The organism is Shewanella polaris, assembly GCF_006385555.1.
Taxonomy (GTDB): domain Bacteria; phylum Pseudomonadota; class Gammaproteobacteria; order Enterobacterales; family Shewanellaceae; genus Shewanella; species Shewanella polaris.
Genome location: NZ_CP041036.1, coordinates 738,838 through 757,112, shown reverse-complemented (window position 1 = coordinate 757,112; position 18,275 = coordinate 738,838). Strand labels below are relative to the sequence as shown.

Annotated in this window: 13 protein-coding genes and 1 pseudogene; 4 read left to right on the top strand and 10 right to left on the bottom strand. The window is 37.7% G+C overall.

Annotated features, from left to right (window positions below):
• Positions 1-48: 48 nt before the first annotated feature.
• A complete protein-coding gene (locus FH971_RS03235) occupies positions 49-1,101 on the bottom strand; it encodes a DUF3626 domain-containing protein (protein WP_167496070.1) in 1,053 nt (350 codons plus the stop codon).
• Between the two features lie 343 nt (positions 1,102-1,444).
• Between FH971_RS03235 and FH971_RS03230 the strand changes: the two genes are divergently transcribed.
• A complete protein-coding gene (locus FH971_RS03230) occupies positions 1,445-2,878 on the top strand; it encodes a DEAD/DEAH box helicase (RefSeq protein WP_137222946.1) in 1,434 nt (477 codons plus the stop codon).
• Positions 2,879-2,983: 105 nt separating this feature from the next.
• On the opposite strand, the gene dbpA is transcribed toward FH971_RS03230, so the two are convergent.
• Together dbpA and FH971_RS03220 are read right to left on the bottom strand one after the other, a co-directional pair.
• Complete coding sequence (gene dbpA, locus FH971_RS03225) at positions 2,984-4,387, bottom strand: ATP-dependent RNA helicase DbpA (protein ID WP_140233333.1); 1,404 nt, start codon at positions 4,385-4,387, stop codon at positions 2,984-2,986.
• 198 nt (positions 4,388-4,585) lie between these two features.
• Positions 4,586-5,452, bottom strand: coding sequence for a pirin family protein (locus FH971_RS03220; RefSeq protein ID WP_140233332.1), 867 nt, complete (start codon positions 5,450-5,452; stop codon positions 4,586-4,588).
• 365 nt (positions 5,453-5,817) lie between these two features.
• Here FH971_RS03220 and FH971_RS03215 point away from each other — a divergent pair, with 365 nt between their 5' ends.
• A complete protein-coding gene (locus FH971_RS03215) occupies positions 5,818-6,684 on the top strand; it encodes a hypothetical protein (RefSeq protein ID WP_140233330.1) in 867 nt (288 codons plus the stop codon).
• Between the two features lie 609 nt (positions 6,685-7,293).
• On the opposite strand, the gene FH971_RS03210 is transcribed toward FH971_RS03215, so the two are convergent.
• Positions 7,294-7,896, bottom strand: coding sequence for a TetR/AcrR family transcriptional regulator (locus FH971_RS03210; protein WP_167495975.1), 603 nt, complete (start codon positions 7,894-7,896; stop codon positions 7,294-7,296).
• A 575-nt stretch (positions 7,897-8,471) separates the two neighbouring features.
• Between FH971_RS03210 and FH971_RS03205 the strand changes: the two genes are divergently transcribed.
• Entirely contained in the window at positions 8,472-10,448 is a 1,977-nt protein-coding gene (locus FH971_RS03205; protein WP_140233327.1) for an Ig-like domain-containing protein, read from the top strand.
• A gap of 415 nt (positions 10,449-10,863) precedes the next feature.
• Here FH971_RS03205 and FH971_RS03200 read toward each other — a convergent pair.
• The 4 genes and pseudogenes from FH971_RS03200 to FH971_RS03185 all read right to left on the bottom strand — a co-directional run.
• Positions 10,864-11,188, bottom strand: a pseudogene (locus FH971_RS03200) (transposase); the annotation flags it as partial.
• Between the two features lie 196 nt (positions 11,189-11,384).
• Positions 11,385-12,935 (bottom strand): methyl-accepting chemotaxis protein, encoded by a 1,551-nt coding sequence (locus tag FH971_RS03195; protein WP_140233326.1) that lies wholly within the window; start codon positions 12,933-12,935, stop codon positions 11,385-11,387.
• 542 nt (positions 12,936-13,477) lie between these two features.
• Complete coding sequence (locus FH971_RS03190; protein WP_140233324.1) at positions 13,478-13,969, bottom strand: hypothetical protein; 492 nt, start codon at positions 13,967-13,969, stop codon at positions 13,478-13,480.
• 24 nt (positions 13,970-13,993) lie between these two features.
• Positions 13,994-14,242, bottom strand: a complete 249-nt coding sequence (locus FH971_RS03185; protein WP_140233323.1) for a hypothetical protein — start codon at positions 14,240-14,242, stop codon at positions 13,994-13,996.
• 580 nt (positions 14,243-14,822) lie between these two features.
• Here FH971_RS03185 and FH971_RS03180 point away from each other — a divergent pair.
• Positions 14,823-15,197 carry a hypothetical protein gene (locus tag FH971_RS03180; RefSeq protein ID WP_140233321.1) on the top strand — a complete coding sequence of 125 codons (375 nt, stop codon included), beginning with the start codon at positions 14,823-14,825 and terminating at the stop codon, positions 15,195-15,197.
• 318 nt (positions 15,198-15,515) lie between these two features.
• Here the strand turns inward: FH971_RS03180 and FH971_RS03175 are convergent, their stop codons facing one another.
• Both FH971_RS03175 and FH971_RS03170 read right to left on the bottom strand, forming a co-directional pair.
• Complete coding sequence (locus FH971_RS03175; protein WP_140233320.1) at positions 15,516-16,232, bottom strand: ZIP family metal transporter; 717 nt, start codon at positions 16,230-16,232, stop codon at positions 15,516-15,518.
• A 463-nt stretch (positions 16,233-16,695) separates the two neighbouring features.
• Positions 16,696-17,880 carry an HD-GYP domain-containing protein gene (locus tag FH971_RS03170; RefSeq protein ID WP_140233319.1) on the bottom strand — a complete coding sequence of 395 codons (1,185 nt, stop codon included), beginning with the start codon at positions 17,878-17,880 and terminating at the stop codon, positions 16,696-16,698.
• Positions 17,881-18,275 lie beyond the last annotated feature (395 nt).

Sequence of the window (18,275 nt, the reverse complement as noted above, 5' to 3'; positions counted from 1 at the left end):
CAAAAAAATCAGACCGAGTAAAAGAAAAAAACTATTGTCAGTTAATCTTTATGGGGCGGTACTCTCGCCGTATTTAACCAATACGTGCCAGAGTAATTTTAGATCTTGCAGCTTTTTCGCGTGGGTACCACGCTCACTCCACGAAGCAGGCTGTTGTTGTAAATGATACGCCGCGCGGCCGATAATTTCAGCATTGATAAATTCATTTTCAGCAATACTTTGTGCCAAAGTCGGCATCGTTGGCCCACGAAAATCATCTGGCACTTGTGAAACATTAATTTGACGTCCCTGATGCCAATGCAACTCAATGCTATATTCGTCACACAAGGCGATGAATGAATCGCCAATGGCATTACCTTTAAATGATGGATCCGCAACTAACATAGCAACATCTTGATCGAGCGACACATCACCATGTATTTGCGCTTCAATGTAATGATCTAAATTACCACTTGGCGCCGTGTCAAAACGGCTACTGATATCATCGGTTAAATGTTGGCTAAAATGTTCAATTAACTTATTCGGTTTAAGCCCTGGAATACCCAACGCATATTGACGCTCAAAACTTTCACTTAATAATGCCGCTAAAATGGCATCAAAACATTTAATCGTGCCCTTTTCTTTGGGCTGTCGATATGAATCCATATAGCTGAAAGTGCAGCGAGACAATATTTGAGGGTGAGTGATAAAGTAACAACTGCCAAATCTTGGTGCAGGCCCTAACGAACACAAACCAAAATCCAGTGCACCATATTTAGGACGATGTTTAATCCCCGAATACGTATTCCCAAACAGCTTATTTTCGAAATGATCACGCGAGCCACCTAACTCTGGCGACAAGTGCCCATTCGACACATGGGTTTCAAACTGACTTTTATATACACCATCGCGCAATAGACCATTAACCACGGTTAAACCACGACTATCAATTCTATCTGGATGAAAATGCAGAGCAACTCGACTGTGTTGAGCAAGCTCTCGCATAGCGAGTTGAAGTGACAAAGTAGAAATATTCGACATTAACAACACATTTTTGATCACGGCATGAGCATGATCTCGCAGCTCATACGCCATTTTCTCTATGTGTGTTTGTGCCGTTATTTTCATCAGTAAGTGACACCTTTTGTTAAATATACACAGCTAAGTAGTTGAATATTTAGATAGAAAACGGATTGTCATTTTATTGTATGTAATAAGTAGACTTTTAGCACTGATTCAAGTCTCAAGATTAACACGATTTCATTCAAATCCATCATTCAGGGTTAACCCTTTAGCTTTTTACACCACAAAACGTCGCGTTATTAATAACAAGCTCAACGGAAATATCGTTGCTCCCACAGGGATTTGATAGCACTTATAGCGGTTTTCAGGTAAGCTTCACGCCCGCCGTTATCTGGCTACCTTTTATTCAAAGCAACAATGCGTTGCCCAAAGAGATTTTTCTATGAGTTTTTCCTCACTTGGTCTGAATGCTGCTATTTTAAAAGCGGTTGAAAAACAAGGTTACGACACCCCATCTCCAATTCAAGCACAAGCAATTCCAGCGGTTTTAGCCGGTCAAGATGTCATGGCTGCTGCACAAACGGGAACTGGGAAGACAGCCGGTTTTACCCTACCAATTTTAGAATTATTATCTAAAGGTGAGCGCGCTCAACGTGGTCAAGTCCGTGCATTAGTGTTAACGCCTACACGAGAACTTGCCGCACAAGTACAACAAAGCGTTGCAACTTATGGTATCAACTTACCGTTAAAATCAGCAGTGGTATTTGGTGGTGTTTCTATCGTGCCGCAACTCGCAGCGTTGAGAAACGGAGTCGACATTTTGGTCGCCACTCCAGGTCGTTTACTCGACTTATGCCAACAAAAAGCACTTAGCTTCAATAAATTAGAAATATTAGTATTAGACGAAGCAGACCGTATGCTCGACATGGGTTTTATTCGCGACATTAAAAAAGTATTAGCAATGTTACCTGCTAAGCGCCAAAACTTAATGTTTTCAGCAACTTTTTCAAATGAAATTCGTGAACTTGCTAAAGGGTTAGTTAATAATCCGGTAGAAATTTCAGTCACACCACGTAACGCAACAGCAAACACTGTGACCCAATGTGTGTATCCTTTGGATAAAACACGTAAATCAATGGCACTAATCGAACTGATTAAAACCAATGATTGGAAACAAGTCTTAGTGTTTTCTCGTACCAAACATGGTGCAAACCGTTTAGCGAAAAGCTTAGAAGCCGCTGGTATCAAAGCCGCAGCCATTCATGGTAATAAAAGCCAAACAGCACGAACCAAAGCATTGGCCGATTTTAAAGCGGGTGCAGTACAAGTCATGGTCGCAACGGATATTGCCGCACGCGGTATCGACATCGATCAACTACCTTATGTTGTTAACTTTGACTTGCCTAACGTACCTGAAGATTATGTGCATCGTATTGGCCGTACTGGCCGTGCAGGTTCAACAGGCCAAGCGGTATCTCTCGTTGGTCTAGAAGAAGTTAAGTTGTTACATGATATCGAGCGTTTAATTAACCGAACCATTGAGCGTAAGCAACTAGCGGGGTTTGAAGCTCCGTTTACTATCCCTGAAGCGAGTAGCAGATCTGGCGGCAATGGTGCTAAAAAACCAAATCCGAACCGCAGTAAACATGCTCAACAGAATGCTAACGATGGTGCTCAAGGTGATAAGCCGGCACGTAAATATGACTCTCGTCAGCAATCTCGTGGAAGTGATAAGCCAGCAGATCCTAAGGCAGAAGCGCGTGCAAATGGTAATAAACCACCACAACGTAATCGTCCACCACGTCGAAGTGGTACTGCGCCAGTTACGTCAACAAATAGCAATAATCCTTATGCTAACGCTAAAGTTAAAAGCTAATTATTCATAACACTAGCTCGCTCGCGATAAAGCATAAAAAAAACCGGTGAACATTGTTCACCGGTTTTTTATTACTATTTAACCTGAACTCGGGAATTTAAAAAGTTACATAAACCAAGCGCGGTAATTACGACCTTTTAGCTTACCTTTACTGATGATATTCATCGCTTGTTTAGATACATTGCTTTTTACTGCAACGTAAGCGCGAAAATCAGTCACTTTTATTTTACCAATATCGTTAAAATCTAAACCATTACCCCCCGTTAATGCACCGACAATATCACCAGGACGGATTTTTTGCTTTTTACCACCCTCTATTTGAATCGTGGTCATTTCAGCGGCCAACGGTTGTTTATTCAGTGCACTCATTGGTGGTAAAGGTTCGCTCACCACATCTTTGTTCATGGCTTCTTCAATCATCGCCATTTTGTAACCGTCTTCTTCACCAAAGAAAGTGTAAGCGGCGCCAGAACTGCCGGCACGACCAGTACGGCCAATACGATGAATATGAACTTCAGTGTCATGGGCAATATGATAATTAAAAACCGCATCTAACTCATCAATATCTAAACCACGCGCGGCGACATCGGTTGCGACTAAAATACGCGCACTACGGTTTGCAAACTGCAATAACATTTGATCGCGATCGCGTTGTTCTAAATCACCGTGTAATGCTAATACACTAAAGCCAAACTCATGTAATGAGTCTGCCACTTGTTGGGTTTCACGCTTGGTATTACAAAACACTACCGAACTTTCTGGCTGCTTATCCAATAACAATAAACGTAATGCTTCAAGACGGCCCTGGTTATCTTCAATACGGTAAAAATGTTGATCGATAGTTAGGTTATCGTGCTTAGCTTCAACTTTAACCATTATCGGTTGATACAGAATTTGATCGGCAATCGCTTGAATTTGATCTGGAAACGTAGCACTAAACAATAGCGTTTGACGCTCACGAGGTGCAGCGGCAATAATTTGGTCAATGTGCTGTTGAAAGCCCATTTCTAACATGCGGTCTGCTTCATCTAAAATAAGCATATTCATGTTACTTAAATCTAAACGATTACGATCTAAATGATCAACAATACGACCCGGCGTACCAACAATGATATGAGCGCCGTGTTCTAATGAGCCAACTTGCGGTCCCATAGGTACACCGCCACAAAGAGTTAGTACTTTAACGTTATGAATACCACGGGCCAAGGTACGAATGTCTTTCGCTACTTGATCAGCCAATTCACGTGTTGGGCATAACACCATGGTTTGAATGCGAAAACGTTTTACATCCAGCTTATTCAGCAGCCCTAAACCAAAAGCAGCGGTTTTACCTGAACCAGTCATGGCTTGACCAATAACATCTTCACCAGCCAAAATTGGCGGTAAGCTTTCGGCTTGGATCTGAGTCATCGATTCAAAACCCATGGTTTGGAGGTTTTCAAGCAATTCAGGTTTTAAATTTAGTGATGCGAAAGCCGTGTTAACGGCCTGTTCAGTTGACTGACTCAAGGCGAATATCCTCTGATATCGAAAGCTAAAAAAGCAGACTAGTGCTGCACAAACAAATTAGCCAAGGTTATTAATATCTACGTATCAAATATCAACGTATCAATATTACCCTTGGCCATATGTGGAGTATTGTAGCAATTTTATTCATTGTACGCTGACAAATCTTTCTTTCAAATAATGGTTATTTTAATTCCAAAATTACCCTATTTTATCAAAGCGAACTTGCTGATAATCATCAACGGCTTGTTCAATCTCCGCTTGGGTATTCATCACAAACGGCCCTTTACGCACAATTTTTTCATTAATCGGTGTACCTACAAGCAACAATAATCCTGCCCCTGTCGATTCCGTTTGAAAGTGGCTCACGTCATTTGGATCTAAAATCAAAAGTTGCCCAGCACCCGCTGTTTCTCGTAAACCTAGAGCATCAATATAGTGCAGTTCTCCACGATAAATATAAACACACACTGTTTGGTGCTCTGCTAAATTAAGCGTGCCGTGACCATACTTAGCTAACGTTAAATCAGCAATAGCCCCATGGCCAGCTAAACCTTGAATACTTGAGGTTATCTTGTGGGGTTGTAGATTGAACCCCCAACTCCCCGCCAAGGCAACAAGTGCTGCACCGTGTTCATTATCTATACTCGGATTAACCTGTTTGCTCGCATCTTGATAAATAGCTGGGCGCATTTTATCTTTAGCGGGCATATTGAGCCAAATTTGGAACCCATGTAGTCCTTTTTTAGCATTCGTTAATGGCATTTCAGAATGTTCTATACCGCTACCCGAACTCATCCATTGCACATCACCGGCATGAATGGCTTTTACATTACCTAATTGATCCCTATGCTCAAAGCTACCTTCAGCAATATAAGTAAATGTTTCTAACCCCCTATGAGGATGGGGTGCAAAACCAGCGATGAAATCCTGTTGGTGATCCAATTTAATTTCATCAATCATTAAATAAGGGTCAAAACGGAGCTGGTCAAAATCGGCAATACGATTGATATTCACACCATCGTGGTTCATGGCGGCTAAGGCACTAAAACGCTGTAGTACTTTCATGAAAACCTCGACGATGAAAACAGTAATCTTTGAATAATAGCAGCCAGTTAACGAAATAAATATTGCATAATAGTATGATTTTCTTTCGATAAAATCGATTATGCCTTTTGAAATATAGGCTTAGTAGATAGTCATACTGCGTATATAAACTGACGATAACTGTCTTGAAAAACACCAATAATAATGCGTCATATTTCGAGTAAAAAGAACCCCTTACACAATGAAAATCCTCAACTTAATTCCTGAAAAATCAATTGTTCAAGCATAAAACTGAACTTTACTTTCTATTAACAATCCAAAAAGAGACTGTTGATGATTATGTGATAATACAGTGCTGAAGTGCAGTAACAAAATGGGATAAGTCATTGGAAATAATAACAACATTCAGGGATGTCCAGCACACTCGTATCTTAACGAGTAATCCTGATGGTGCTCATTTTATTAAGCCTATTATGATCGCATTCATCATCCATGCAGTGCTCATTTTAGCGATAGCATGGTTTTGGTATCAAGACACGTCTCAAAGAAAAGCCAATTTTATTAGATCACCTAAATCAGAGATGATTAAAAGTTACCTAATCACAGCGAAACAATACCAATCGATACGAGATAAATATGAGAAATTAAACAATCCTTCCTCTATAGCTAACCACGACTCATCAGTGTTAGTTGTGCCAAAAATACCATCACAAGTAGTCACCTCGCAAACGACAATAAAAACCGTTAACAAATCAATTATCTCTAACAAAAATCAGCTTAAGCCTGTAAAAAATGTAAACAAAGATAAACCGCATCAACTTAACAACGCTGAATTAAGTACTAAACTAAATGCCAAACCTAACATTAAAAAGTCGATTTCCACGTCACTATCAATTCAACAAGCATCAACAAAATTTATTCAACAACACAATAGCGATCAATTAGCCGTGCTCATCGGTTCACAAAAAGCGTTGCAAAATAAACCAGCTGGAACCATGAGTGAGATGGACCCTCAATTAGATTTTATTGTGTTATCACCAGAAGTTGATATCAGCCAACCTCATACGTTTAACCATAAATTAGACCCTAACCGGATAGTGAAACAAGGTGATTACTGCTATCGAGTGGTAGAGCTACCAACACAAATAAACCCGCATGGATATGGATTAGGTTATGCAAAATTTTGTGGCGAAGATAAACAACAAAAGCTTTTAACAGAGTTAATTAATAATAGAATTAATAACATAAAATAATGACATTCATTCAGTGATAATAATTAGGGCCGGTTGATCTTTCAAGGTCGTTTTTGCAGCAAATTGTTGTTCCTGACTTAAACATCAGCTACAAGGCAGAGGCTTTGTAGTGTAATTATTCTACATTAGCAGCCGATAACGCAGTAGAAATGAACAACAAACGCTGCCCGTAGGGATCTGCTAAAAACAAGTGCAAACCGCTAACAGGTTAAGAATGTAACATTAGGTACTATGAGGTCAGTAAATACTCAAGTTATTAATAGTTAAGATCTTAATCGTCAGTTGGCGAGTGCGACAAAAGGCTTTAGCTTTTCATCGACCGATAGTGATGTTCTAATTAATTCAGGGTAATAGATACATTGCACTGACTTGTTGGTTATGGAACAGCCATAAGCTGATGTAAGGGCTCTAAATTTATGAGTTCAAAAATATCGGGCTTTTATATAGGTAGAGATAAAAAGCAGTTACATAAAATCATTAACGAAATTGAGTGAATTTGAATAGGTATTTTTTGTTATCCAAACTCAGAATTAGTACAAAATCAGGAGTACCATTAACGAACAAAAAAATTAATATATAGTGAGAGTCTGACCTTAATAATCCAATGTCTTAATGTAACCCTATATTTTTCAGACAATTTTCTATAACACAAGTAAGATCAGTTGAAGGGGTATTGATTCTAGACATGCAAGCCGTCCCTTTTAGGGTTGTAAAAATACACATTGAACACTCATTAGCCCGTTTATTAAGACCTAATGCAATTGATTCTGGATCCGTTAAAAACAGATCTACCCACATATTTAGAATGTCATTATCTGAATCAATCAACTTCTGTGTTGCTTCTGCAGGCATATTGTCACTATCTAGATCAGATTGGCATAATGTGACAAAGCAACCTTTGTGTTCAGTAGAATCACATTGGCGAACGAGAATTGACATCATACAATTCCTCATCCTTTCACTTAAAGAAATATTTTCCTGATAAAGTAGACTGAAATTATTAGCATATCTATTGTTGAGGTATAAATCCGTAGCTTTAATGAATAGTTGTTCTTTACTAATAAAAGCATTGTATAAGCTTTGTTTTTTGATCCCCATGCTTTCAGTTAGGTCACTCATAGAGGTTCCTACATAACCTTTTTGCCAAAATACTTTCATGGCAGAATCTAAAACAGCAGCCTCATCAAACTCTTTTTTTCGTCCCGCGGCCATAGAACCTCGTAAATTTAAGAATGTTGTTAATTTAAAGAAAACTCTCCCGAGTAAACGTATCATTCAGGGGATGAGTTAACTGTGTGCTAAGTCAAATTAATCAGCTGACTTAAAAATCTAATATCTAATTTTATTATAAACCAATCACTTTATTAGCAACAACTTAACAAACTTAAACTCTTACATATATCTTCTTGTTTGAACGCTCATTCCAATAGATAAAATTGACACCTATCACTAATTAGGTATTCCACTCTACAATTTTGGAGCAATCGGTCAAGAATTAGGTTAGCATTTCGTTAAATTAATTTTAGGTAATAAACAATATAAAACAAACCCATTTAATACATGCGTCACTTAATTGAATTACCAAATGCAAATTTATTAACTAGGAGAGTTTATGCTTATAAAAAGTCTAATAAAATAAACTTAAAACATATATAACCATAGCTAAAATAAATATAAACATTTAAAAGAAATCGTTCGGTATTTATAACACCTTAAATATAAATTCTTATTTATAGGCGGGTTTACGTTAAGTAAATAATATCAAAGGATAAACTTTAGGATGAACAATGATGAATAAACGATTTAAACCTATATTATTAACTACCACAATATGCCTCATATTATCAGCATGTGGTTCTGATAGTGACAGCGATACAGTTGCTATCGAACCAACCACGCCAACTACTCCTACGGAAAATCAAAGTCCTCAAGCATTCCCAGATTTAGCCACTGTCACTCAGGGCGAAACAATTACCGTAGATGTACTCGATAATGACACCGATCCTGAAAACGATACATTATCAATTATCTCTGCTGAAGGTTTAGTTATTAGCGGTGACATTATCAGTTATACCGCCCCAATTGATGAAGTAGGTGATAAAACATTTAACTACACTATCAGCGATGGTTCATTGGAAGCATCATCAACTATCACGATTACCATTTTAGATAAAGCCGATGAAAATGCGGTAATTAGTCGCGGTGAATACGCTGGAGCAGAAACCTGTGCGACATGTCACCAAGATAAATATAATGATTGGAAAGGTTCTCGCCATGCCACAATGCTTAGAAAGCTATATATGGATGGCAATACTATAACTGCACCTTGGGGAACAGAAACTGAACCATTAACATTTACAGATAGCGGAAAACACCAATACACCTCGTTCATGAAGGACGAAAAATATTGGGTGACTATTCATGATGCTGTGGACAGTAGCAACGATCTTAGTTTTCAAATTGATGCTGTTGGATATAAAGCGACACAAATGTTTTTAAGCTGGGACGAAGCCAATCAAAACTATATTACTATGCCATTCATTTATTGGGATTGGGAAGCTAGTAATCCTAAAGAACCCTCTCCAGATAACCAATGGACCCCTTTAACCAGCGGTATTTTCTTCTTCAATTCAGATGGCAGTTTATTTACTGGCGACAAACTTGAGCTAAGTAAACGTGCATTTGGTTTTACTAACTTGTGTATAGAGTGTCATACCACAGGTTATGAAGTCACAAGCTGGGAAATTAAAGATACCGTATTTGGCAATCGCGTCATTCCAATTGATAATACGAGTAAAACGGTAGAGTTTGGTATTGCTTGTGAAAAATGTCATGGCCCAGGAGCAGCACATGCTCGTACTATGAGCCCTGATGACATTATTCAACCAACAAAAGATCTTACTGGTGACCAAGCAGGAGATGAATGTAATGTATGCCATATAGCACCAATATCTCTAAATAGTCCTGCGGCAATCCAAAAAGGTTATGGTTACAAGTTTAATGCTGACAATCCATTAGGCCACGGTATGTTCCCTAATCCTGGTGACAATATTGATGAATTCCAAGGTTCATCTTCTGATAATGTGAGTTATTGGCCTGGAACCACAATCAGACGTCATATTAGAACTCATGGTTTAGAGCTTGCAGAGTCAAAACATGGCAAATATGGAATGTCTTGTGTGACTTGTCATGATCCTCACTCACAAGAAATCAAGTTTGGTGGAGAAGATGATACAGATCTACTGTGTATAAGCTGTCATGCTGAAAAAGACAGTAGTGCACACAAACTAACATCACATACTTTAGCAGATGTGAAATGTGCAGATTGCCATATGCCATGGAATAAACATGCTGGTGGCCGTGGACATCGTTATGATGGTAGATCACATTCTTGGGATTTATTAACACCAACTGACTCATTAAAAGGATTTGACGAACTACGTCCTTATACTGAAGCTGGTGCAGATCCTGATGCACAATTAACGAAAGATTGGGAAAGTATTCAGGCGATTAAAGAGTTATGCTACGACAACTTCAATTACCCAATTAATGTTGTTGGCTGTGTTAAATTCGATATTATGCCAAATGCATGTTCTAGCTGTCATACAGACGACTTCCCAACTCCTGGTGTATTCACAGATGAAGAACGTGAAAAATTAGTGGCTGGTGAAAAACGTCTTGAAGCGTTTAAATTACTGAGTGATATTAATAGCGACAGTGATAGTGATAGTGATAGCGCCAGTGATGGTGACAAAAAAGATTAATTCCATCAAATAGAAAAAAGTTAATATAAACCTAATACCACTCGCTTAAAAGCGAGTGGTATTTTTTACTTTACGGTAGGCACCAGCTTGCTAGATACTTTTTAGGTTCTCAAATATCACTTCTCGAACTTGATCCGTTATTACCACTATGATGCCATACTTGACTATATAAACGATCTTTATAATTGTACTCTCATCTCTTCTTCCGAATTCAAATGAGTTAAATATTTCTGAGCGTGTTTCATTTCTGGTTTTATAAACTTTTCGCTTAACCCAGCCTTTTTCAGAAGTAAAAAGAAACTCACCGCTACAGCATTATCATAACCGTTTATTTTTCGGCTTATACTGGCCCAAGCTTGTACTCTTTTCGCAAGCTACACTAATTTGAACAGACATAGGAACCACTACGTTAGGTTCCAAGTATTTCGCATAAGATTTTCACTAAATACTGCTTAAGACTAAACTTTATGAACGTGTACTTCGCTTGACTCGCTTGCAAAGTAAACGACGGCCATCTTCAGAGTAATACGCTCTTCGTTGACACGCCGAAGCTTCACCTTGAGTTTACGTATTTGGTCTTATTGATTATCAATGGTGATGTGTTGCTTTTCTGGCTTATCAAACTTGTTAATCCAGTTGTGCAAACTGTTGGAGGTGCCACCTTATCTATCGGTAACATTTACGATTTTATAACTATGCTCAGAGACCAGTTTAACGGTTTCAATGTTGAACGCATCCAGATATCATTTTCTGCGTGTGTGACACCTCATATCTCAGAATCTATTATAACGCGATGAAGTATCTACAATTAAAGAGGGGTATAACATAATAATGTATTATCCATAGCCAACGAAACTGACTATGGATGGGATAGCAAGAATTCAGACTCGAGGAGTCGCCAATCAATATCAAGGGTTAACGTTAATCATTAATCGTCTAATTAAACTGCGATACCAATTCAGTTTGACGAATACCTTGGGCGCTAATCTCTTGGCCATGTATTGAAGCCTTGTGGCAATTTTTTTCAAATGTCTTAATACCATCTTGTAGCACCATAGCATTGTCATGAATTTGATTAACAACTGCGGCTTGCTCTTCAGCAGCAACAGAAATTTGTTGTCCATTACTTTCGATAATCATCATCACTTCACTAACAGAATTGAGGCTTTGTTCGAGCATTTTACTGGAATCAAAACTCTTACTTGTTAACGAATGACTTTGTTCCATTTGTACAACAGCCTCTGCTGTCGTTCGGCTAAGTGTATTTATAATAGCGTGTATTTCATGAGCAGAGGCGGCTGAGCGACTGGCCAAATTACGCACTTCATCAGCAACTACAGCAAATCCTCTGCCAGTCTCTCCAGCACGAGCGGCTTCAATGGCTGCATTGAGCGCTAGCAAGTTTGTTTGATCAGCAATACTTTCGATAACATCAACGACTTTATTCACACTTTGGCATTGTTGATTTAAAGCAGAAATAGCAACCCGAGATTCTTCCAATAATTTATTAATTTCAGTGGTGGCAGTTTGGCTGTTAACTAATGCCACTTTAGTCGCTTGCATTTGCTCAACAAGTTGATGGATTTCCATCGTTGAATTAGTGGTATTTCGGGCTATTTCAGTAACAGATGTACTCATTTTTCCGATTGCGCTAACAACTTGTTCAAGGTTCTGCGATTGCTCAACCAATTGAGTTTGATTAGCTTGGTTTTGTTGTTGATGCTCTTCTAAACCTTGCTGAAGCTCCTCGCCACTGTCTTTAATACGTCCAACAACAGCAAGTGTCTCAGCCTTTTGCATCCGCAGGCTTAACTCTAAGTGAGAAAGCTCATCGACATAACCAGTGTAAACAAATTGATTTAGTGGATTATCATGTACTTTCTTACTTAGCTTAAGCATATTATCAAAGCGCTGCTTAAGCACATAAAGCGGACGACAAAAACATATGATGGCGACAATAAATGTCAGGATCGTAAGGAAAGCACTAGAGTAAGGTAATGACAATAATAACCCCACAGACAGCAACCAGGCCAAAAATAGCTTCGTAATAATGCTAGCGCCAAACTTTGGTTTGGCAGCTTTACCTGCATTGACGGCATCGTAACAAGCTTGAGCACGGTCAGTGAGTTCAACTTCAGGTTTGGTTCTAACTGACTGATATTCGACAATTTTACCGTTGCGCTTAATGGGGGTAACATAGGCATTTACCCAATAATATTTGCCACTTTTACAACGGTTCTTTACTAACCCCATCCAGCTTTGCCCTTGCTTAATGGTATCCCACAAATTAGCAAATGCGGCTTTTGGCATATCAGGATGACGAATCACATTATGGGGTTTATTGATAAGTTCTTCTTTTTCATAACCGCAAACAGTAATGAAGTCATCATTAACATGGGTAATGATACTGTCTAAATCTGTTGTAGAAATAATTTTATAATCCGATGGATAGATTACTTCTTCATTGATAATGTTTTTTGCGGTCATAAGGATAGATTAAATTCAGTCGAGAAAATGAATAATATGATTATTAATCAATCAGTATAAATTTTATGTGATGACGACGACTTTAATTAAGTAAACCATTAACATCTTTTAAATATACGAAGTAAATCACACTGATAATGTTCAAAGTCGGTTTAGTATCAAATATTAGATTGAAATTTTAGTGAATCAAAATCGTTTTACAATTGGGTAGCTAAAGGTAATATTTTGCTAAAAAACCTACATAAAAAATCCACAAAGCTTATTCCATATTATTAGTGAAAGGATGGTTATCATTACACATTGGCTGTTGCTCTTGATTTTGTGAACGGTAATATAACTTAACATAATTAAAGCTTAGCGAAGCAAGAGGATAAAGAGATTTAATAGTTTTCCTATATTTAACAAAAATAAGTGAGGCTAAGGTCACTCCAATAGTGACGCCAAAAGGATGCTTTTGTGTTTGCTTTTTTAGAGAGTAGAGCAATAAATTGAGAGACAACTCGCACTGTCTGACAGAATCATTTCCCTGCATACGTTTTAATTTAATCGAATGATTGAGATGCTTTAGAGAGGACATCAATTCCCTCCTTTAATTGAGAGATAGTGTCTTTGAAGCCGAAAAAACGTAGCAAATATTTCTGCCAATAAACTAAACCAGCTAAAACTGAACTCATTACGAGTAAAAAAATACCTACTCCGCTAAGCAGACTCTGAGTAAGACTGTACGTAATGATACCCACACTGACACATAAACTGAAAATAAAAAGAACTAATAGAGGAATAAACAAAAGCTGGCAAACAAAGAACTGTTTTGCTGCTGCAACATTCCGTAATACCTCAATAAAGAAAAGTTGAACTGTAGACTCAGACCATTCACCAACATTTTGAGTTACTTTTGATAGCTTACTAAGAATATCGGTGATGTCGTCAATGTTGACTGTTTCCTCTTCAGAGTTATCGGGGTCTAATAACGGATCTGTTTGCGGACCGTCAGAGATCTTATCTTTACTCGACACTTTTTTAGTGTTTTCCATAATAACATCTCTCCGGTCACTTTATTATTTAATAAGCTTAGAAATAGCCCAACCCGCTAAAAATGCACAACCAACACTTAATAATGGGTGCTCTTTAATAATACTTTCAGTTTGATTGGTAACAGATTTAATTTTTTCAGAACCTTCATTCAGTGACTCTTTAGTTTTATCTTTTAAAGAATTAACCGCCTCAGATGTAGCTTCTTCAGCCAAATGACAAGCGTCTTCTATTTTTTGTTTTGGATCTTGAGTTTTTGCCTTTGTTGTAGCCATTTTTAATCTCCTTAAATATTGAATTTGTAGTGTTATCTAACGCTAAAAACAACTAGGGATAATACTACTGATAAACGCGTTACAACTTTAGATACTATGCAGTATTACTTTACATAAACATACCTAAATATCGGTTATTCTATTTAAATAAAGCTAAAGCTATGCCATGTTTAAAGCAAAAGCAATGATAACACTTAAGTTTATGATAATATTGTTAATTTTACTTTCAAACATTAAATTAACAACATTGTAAAATGGTTATATTTGTAACTTTTACAGATAAATATATCTGACGCTGTAAAAGTTACTTGTTCTTCCTACAATTAAAATAACAATTTTTCGAGTAAGTTTAGATTTTTCATCTTGTTATAGACAAACTTATCAATCTAATTAAATTTAAAAAACGCTATGTAGATAGCAACCAAAAATGGTTAACCCGGAGAATCGAGACAAATAATGTAGTGATGAAGGAACTCTGTTAGTGGACTATATGAATAGCATAAATGATGTGTGCTAGGTAACGTTAAAATAATCAAATCACAGTATAATCATAGTTAATTAACCATTGATGGAAGATAACATGCTGACAAAAATTTTAATCACAATATTAGTGATCATAGGTGCTATCGTGTATTTACGCCGTGGTCGAGGCAGTAATGTGAATCGCAACACTGTGATGGCAGACATGCAAAGCTCACCCTTTTTTAGTCGTGTAATTATTTACACTATGATTGCTGTGTCGATGCTAGCCTCAGCAAGCTATTGGAGCTGGAGTTGGTATGACGATAACACCGTAGTTGACGTGACAATTTCATCGCCTATTGAAGCGATGTCAGCGAGTTACAAAGTACGCAAAAAAGATATTGAAGATCAACGTATAACTACCGTTGACGGGATTCAAATCCGTTTATCTAATCAAGAACGCTTAACGGTTAAAGCGGTAGAGACACAGTAATATCTCGAGCTTTACATCATTCAAGTAGTCAATAACATTATTCGATTAGGGCTTAGGTACAGATTTCGCTCATAGTTATAATCGCGAGCTTAAAAAAGCGCAGACCTATCCACCCACTGTGATATTCAAAACGCTAACCAATGCTAAAACTCACACCATTTAAAAGCTTTACGAACCATTCAAGATAATAAAGCTAATAGAGCATGTCATTTAAGCGGACTATTGTTTAGTCTCGTTGTTGTTCAATACCTTAGGGTTTGTTAATCTTTACTGGTTAAGTTTCGTTCGAGAAAAAATGCTTTTAGCCCCGCACTCATTTCATGATGTTGTTAACATTAACCCCAACATACCAAGTGCAAACCCAAACACAGCCCCCATTGGTGGCGCCCAACGCTTTTCTAGTTTTACCTGAGGGGCTAAATCTTGAAATATTGAATAGAGAATACCACCGGAAGCGAAAAGCATTACTGCAGCAATAATTTTTGGCGACTCAGATAGCCATAAATAACCAGACACTGCCGCAATTGGACCCAGCACAGCCATTAAAGCAAACATGATGATAATGTTAAATGGTCTGTAAGTAGCTGTTGCACTTAATTCACGATAGGCGCTAAACCCTTCCGGTACGTTTTGCAACGCGATTAAAGCAGCAAGTAAAAATGCATAGCTATTCCCAGTGGCAAACGCCGCACCAAGTGCAATTGATTCCGGAATAAAATCAGAAAGCATGGCAATAAATTGACTGGCTGGGGTATTTATTTTTTTAAGATAAATATCAACAGCCATAAAGCTAAGCCCTCCCACCACTAACCATATACAAGCTGGTAATGGCTTAAGATTTTCGATTCCCTCTGGCACCAAAACTAGCGCAACAGCAGACAATAGTGCTCCGCCGCCAAAAGCCATTACACTATGCCTAAATTCTTGCTCAAGCCATTCACTGCCCACTTTTTCAAAACAAGCAATAACAGCACCTAACGGCATAGCCAAACCCGCGAGCAGTGTTGATACAATAACGGTTAACAACAGAGACATGACTAACTCCTTTGGAGGATACGACCTAGCGTAAAATGGCTCGACTTTCTGTAACGTAAAATCCTATAAATATTCACTACCGCTGAATCGAATTTCTAAAAAAGCAATATTCAAAATACTCATCCAAACCATTACACTAACCAACAACATAATCTCTTTACTCAGTTATTGCGATAGCCTTCCACCACGATTCAAATCCCAGATATAAAAGAATTTAATCCACATACTCGGCTCTAATAAGCACCTAAGAGTAATCCACGGGTAATACAGCTATTTAAATCGACAAATGAAGTTTGCTATAAATTATGCCAAAGAGGCGCTATGCCACTGAAGATAGAAAGGATGGGAACAACACTAATTCACCCAAAACGTTGTCAACAATTTCGGATGTAAATGTTATTACTAGCGATGTGATAACTCGATATATTAATGACTTTAAATCTAAACTATTTGCCTTTTAAATCTAGCCTTCTTGGGCTAAAAATTCAATAATTTGTTTCATATCCAAATCAAAGTCATCGGCATGTACACCTTTGACTATCTTTTCAGGAGATTCAGCAGATAAATCTATACGTTCGCTTGATTCAAAGTGTTTCGGGCTAACATGATAGAAAGGTCTAACATTTGGACGTATAGGATCCTTTGGATTATGGCTTTCAACTATTGCAAGTCGATTTGAGGCTAATTGCACCAAAGAACCCACGGGGTAAACCCCCATACAACGAATAAAGTTATCCACCAGAGCCTTGTCCAACTCTCCATTAGCAGCCAAAGCTCTAAGTATACCAAAGGCTTTAACTTGAGGCCGGCCAGCTTTATAGCAACGGGTAGAGGTTAAGGCATCAAAGATGTCACAGATGCTTATCATACGCCCATATTGAGATATTTTTTCAGCCTTAAGCCCAAGTGGATATCCTTTACCATTAAGCTTTTCATGGTGTTGGCTGACAACCTCTAAAGTAATCTGGCTGATCCCCGATGTATTCCTCATAATATTAATAGAATGACTGGCATGGGATTTCATAAGGTAAAATTCATCATCGGTCAGCTTATCTGATTTATGGAGAATATTATCAGGTACCATAATTTTACCAACATCGTGTAAAAAGGCCCCAATAGCCAATTGGTTAATAATATCTTTATCAATTTTTAAATACACGGCAAACATGGTCATTAATATAGACACAGCCACTGAGTGTTCTAATAGGTATTCATCTTTATTACGAATATTGAGCACACAAGCCAAAGCATTAGGATTATTAAAAATAATTTCCGTGGATTCTGTGGCAATTTTTTCAACGGGGGCAAGATCTAAAGGAATACCTTTTTGGGCATTCATAAACAGCCTATGCTGTATTCGTTTGGCATCGTTGAAAACTGACTTTGCCTTAGCGGCTTCTTGATTAAAAGCTTGTTTGAACACTTTTGCAGTAGGTACTGAGGGGACAATTTCAGTGTACTTGCTTTTAACTCGACTTTTACTGAGATCGATTATAAGTTTTTCTACTGATTTTCGTTTCAGCGCTTCAATAACAAGTTCGTTTTCTAACATTCCTGGCTTAGCCAAGCGATACTTGTTTTTAGACACGGTGATTTCAACAATATACATACCAACACAAATATCAGCTATATCATGTTCAACCAGCATAAATCGTCTTCCTTGGTCTTAATAGCCACTTTAGTAATGCTATGAATATCAGTTTTATTATATTTTTAGCTGTATATAAAGTGGTAAGCAATACAGCATCATACTGATGTTTGAAAATTGATTATGGCGAATTGTCATGGACGAAACAATTTTTTTATGAAAAAAATGGTCATTCACATAAAAAATTAAGCCAACATAGGCTTTGCCTGTATTCAGTTTATTAACTTATCTTGCAATTAATACGTTAATAATCACGCCGTCATAACCATATACCTTGCTATTCTAGTGACATATTAACCGAAAATTTCAATCCAAGTTATTTAATACGCCGCCATTTTACCGACTGAGAACAGCCTAAAGCAATCATATTGATGGCTTTGCTAGGCTATGATGGA

Bases quoted from the DNA above. Each gene is read 5' to 3' on its own strand.
- FH971_RS03230 (WP_137222946.1), top strand. From the start codon at position 1,445: ATGAGTTTTTCCTCACTTGGTCTGAATGCTGCTATTTTAAAAGCGGTT.
- FH971_RS03220 (WP_140233332.1), bottom strand. From the start codon at position 5,452: ATGAAAGTACTACAGCGTTTTAGTGCCTTAGCCGCCATGAACCACGAT.
- FH971_RS03210 (WP_167495975.1), bottom strand. From the start codon at position 7,896: ATGGCCGCGGGACGAAAAAAAGAGTTTGATGAGGCTGCTGTTTTAGAT.
- FH971_RS03205 (WP_140233327.1), top strand. From the start codon at position 8,472: ATGATGAATAAACGATTTAAACCTATATTATTAACTACCACAATATGC.
- FH971_RS03195 (WP_140233326.1), bottom strand. From the start codon at position 12,935: ATGACCGCAAAAAACATTATCAATGAAGAAGTAATCTATCCATCGGAT.
- FH971_RS03190 (WP_140233324.1), bottom strand. From the start codon at position 13,969: ATGGAAAACACTAAAAAAGTGTCGAGTAAAGATAAGATCTCTGACGGT.
- FH971_RS03185 (WP_140233323.1), bottom strand. From the start codon at position 14,242: ATGGCTACAACAAAGGCAAAAACTCAAGATCCAAAACAAAAAATAGAA.
- FH971_RS03180 (WP_140233321.1), top strand. From the start codon at position 14,823: ATGCTGACAAAAATTTTAATCACAATATTAGTGATCATAGGTGCTATC.
- FH971_RS03175 (WP_140233320.1), bottom strand. From the start codon at position 16,232: ATGTCTCTGTTGTTAACCGTTATTGTATCAACACTGCTCGCGGGTTTG.
- FH971_RS03170 (WP_140233319.1), bottom strand. From the start codon at position 17,880: ATGCTGGTTGAACATGATATAGCTGATATTTGTGTTGGTATGTATATT.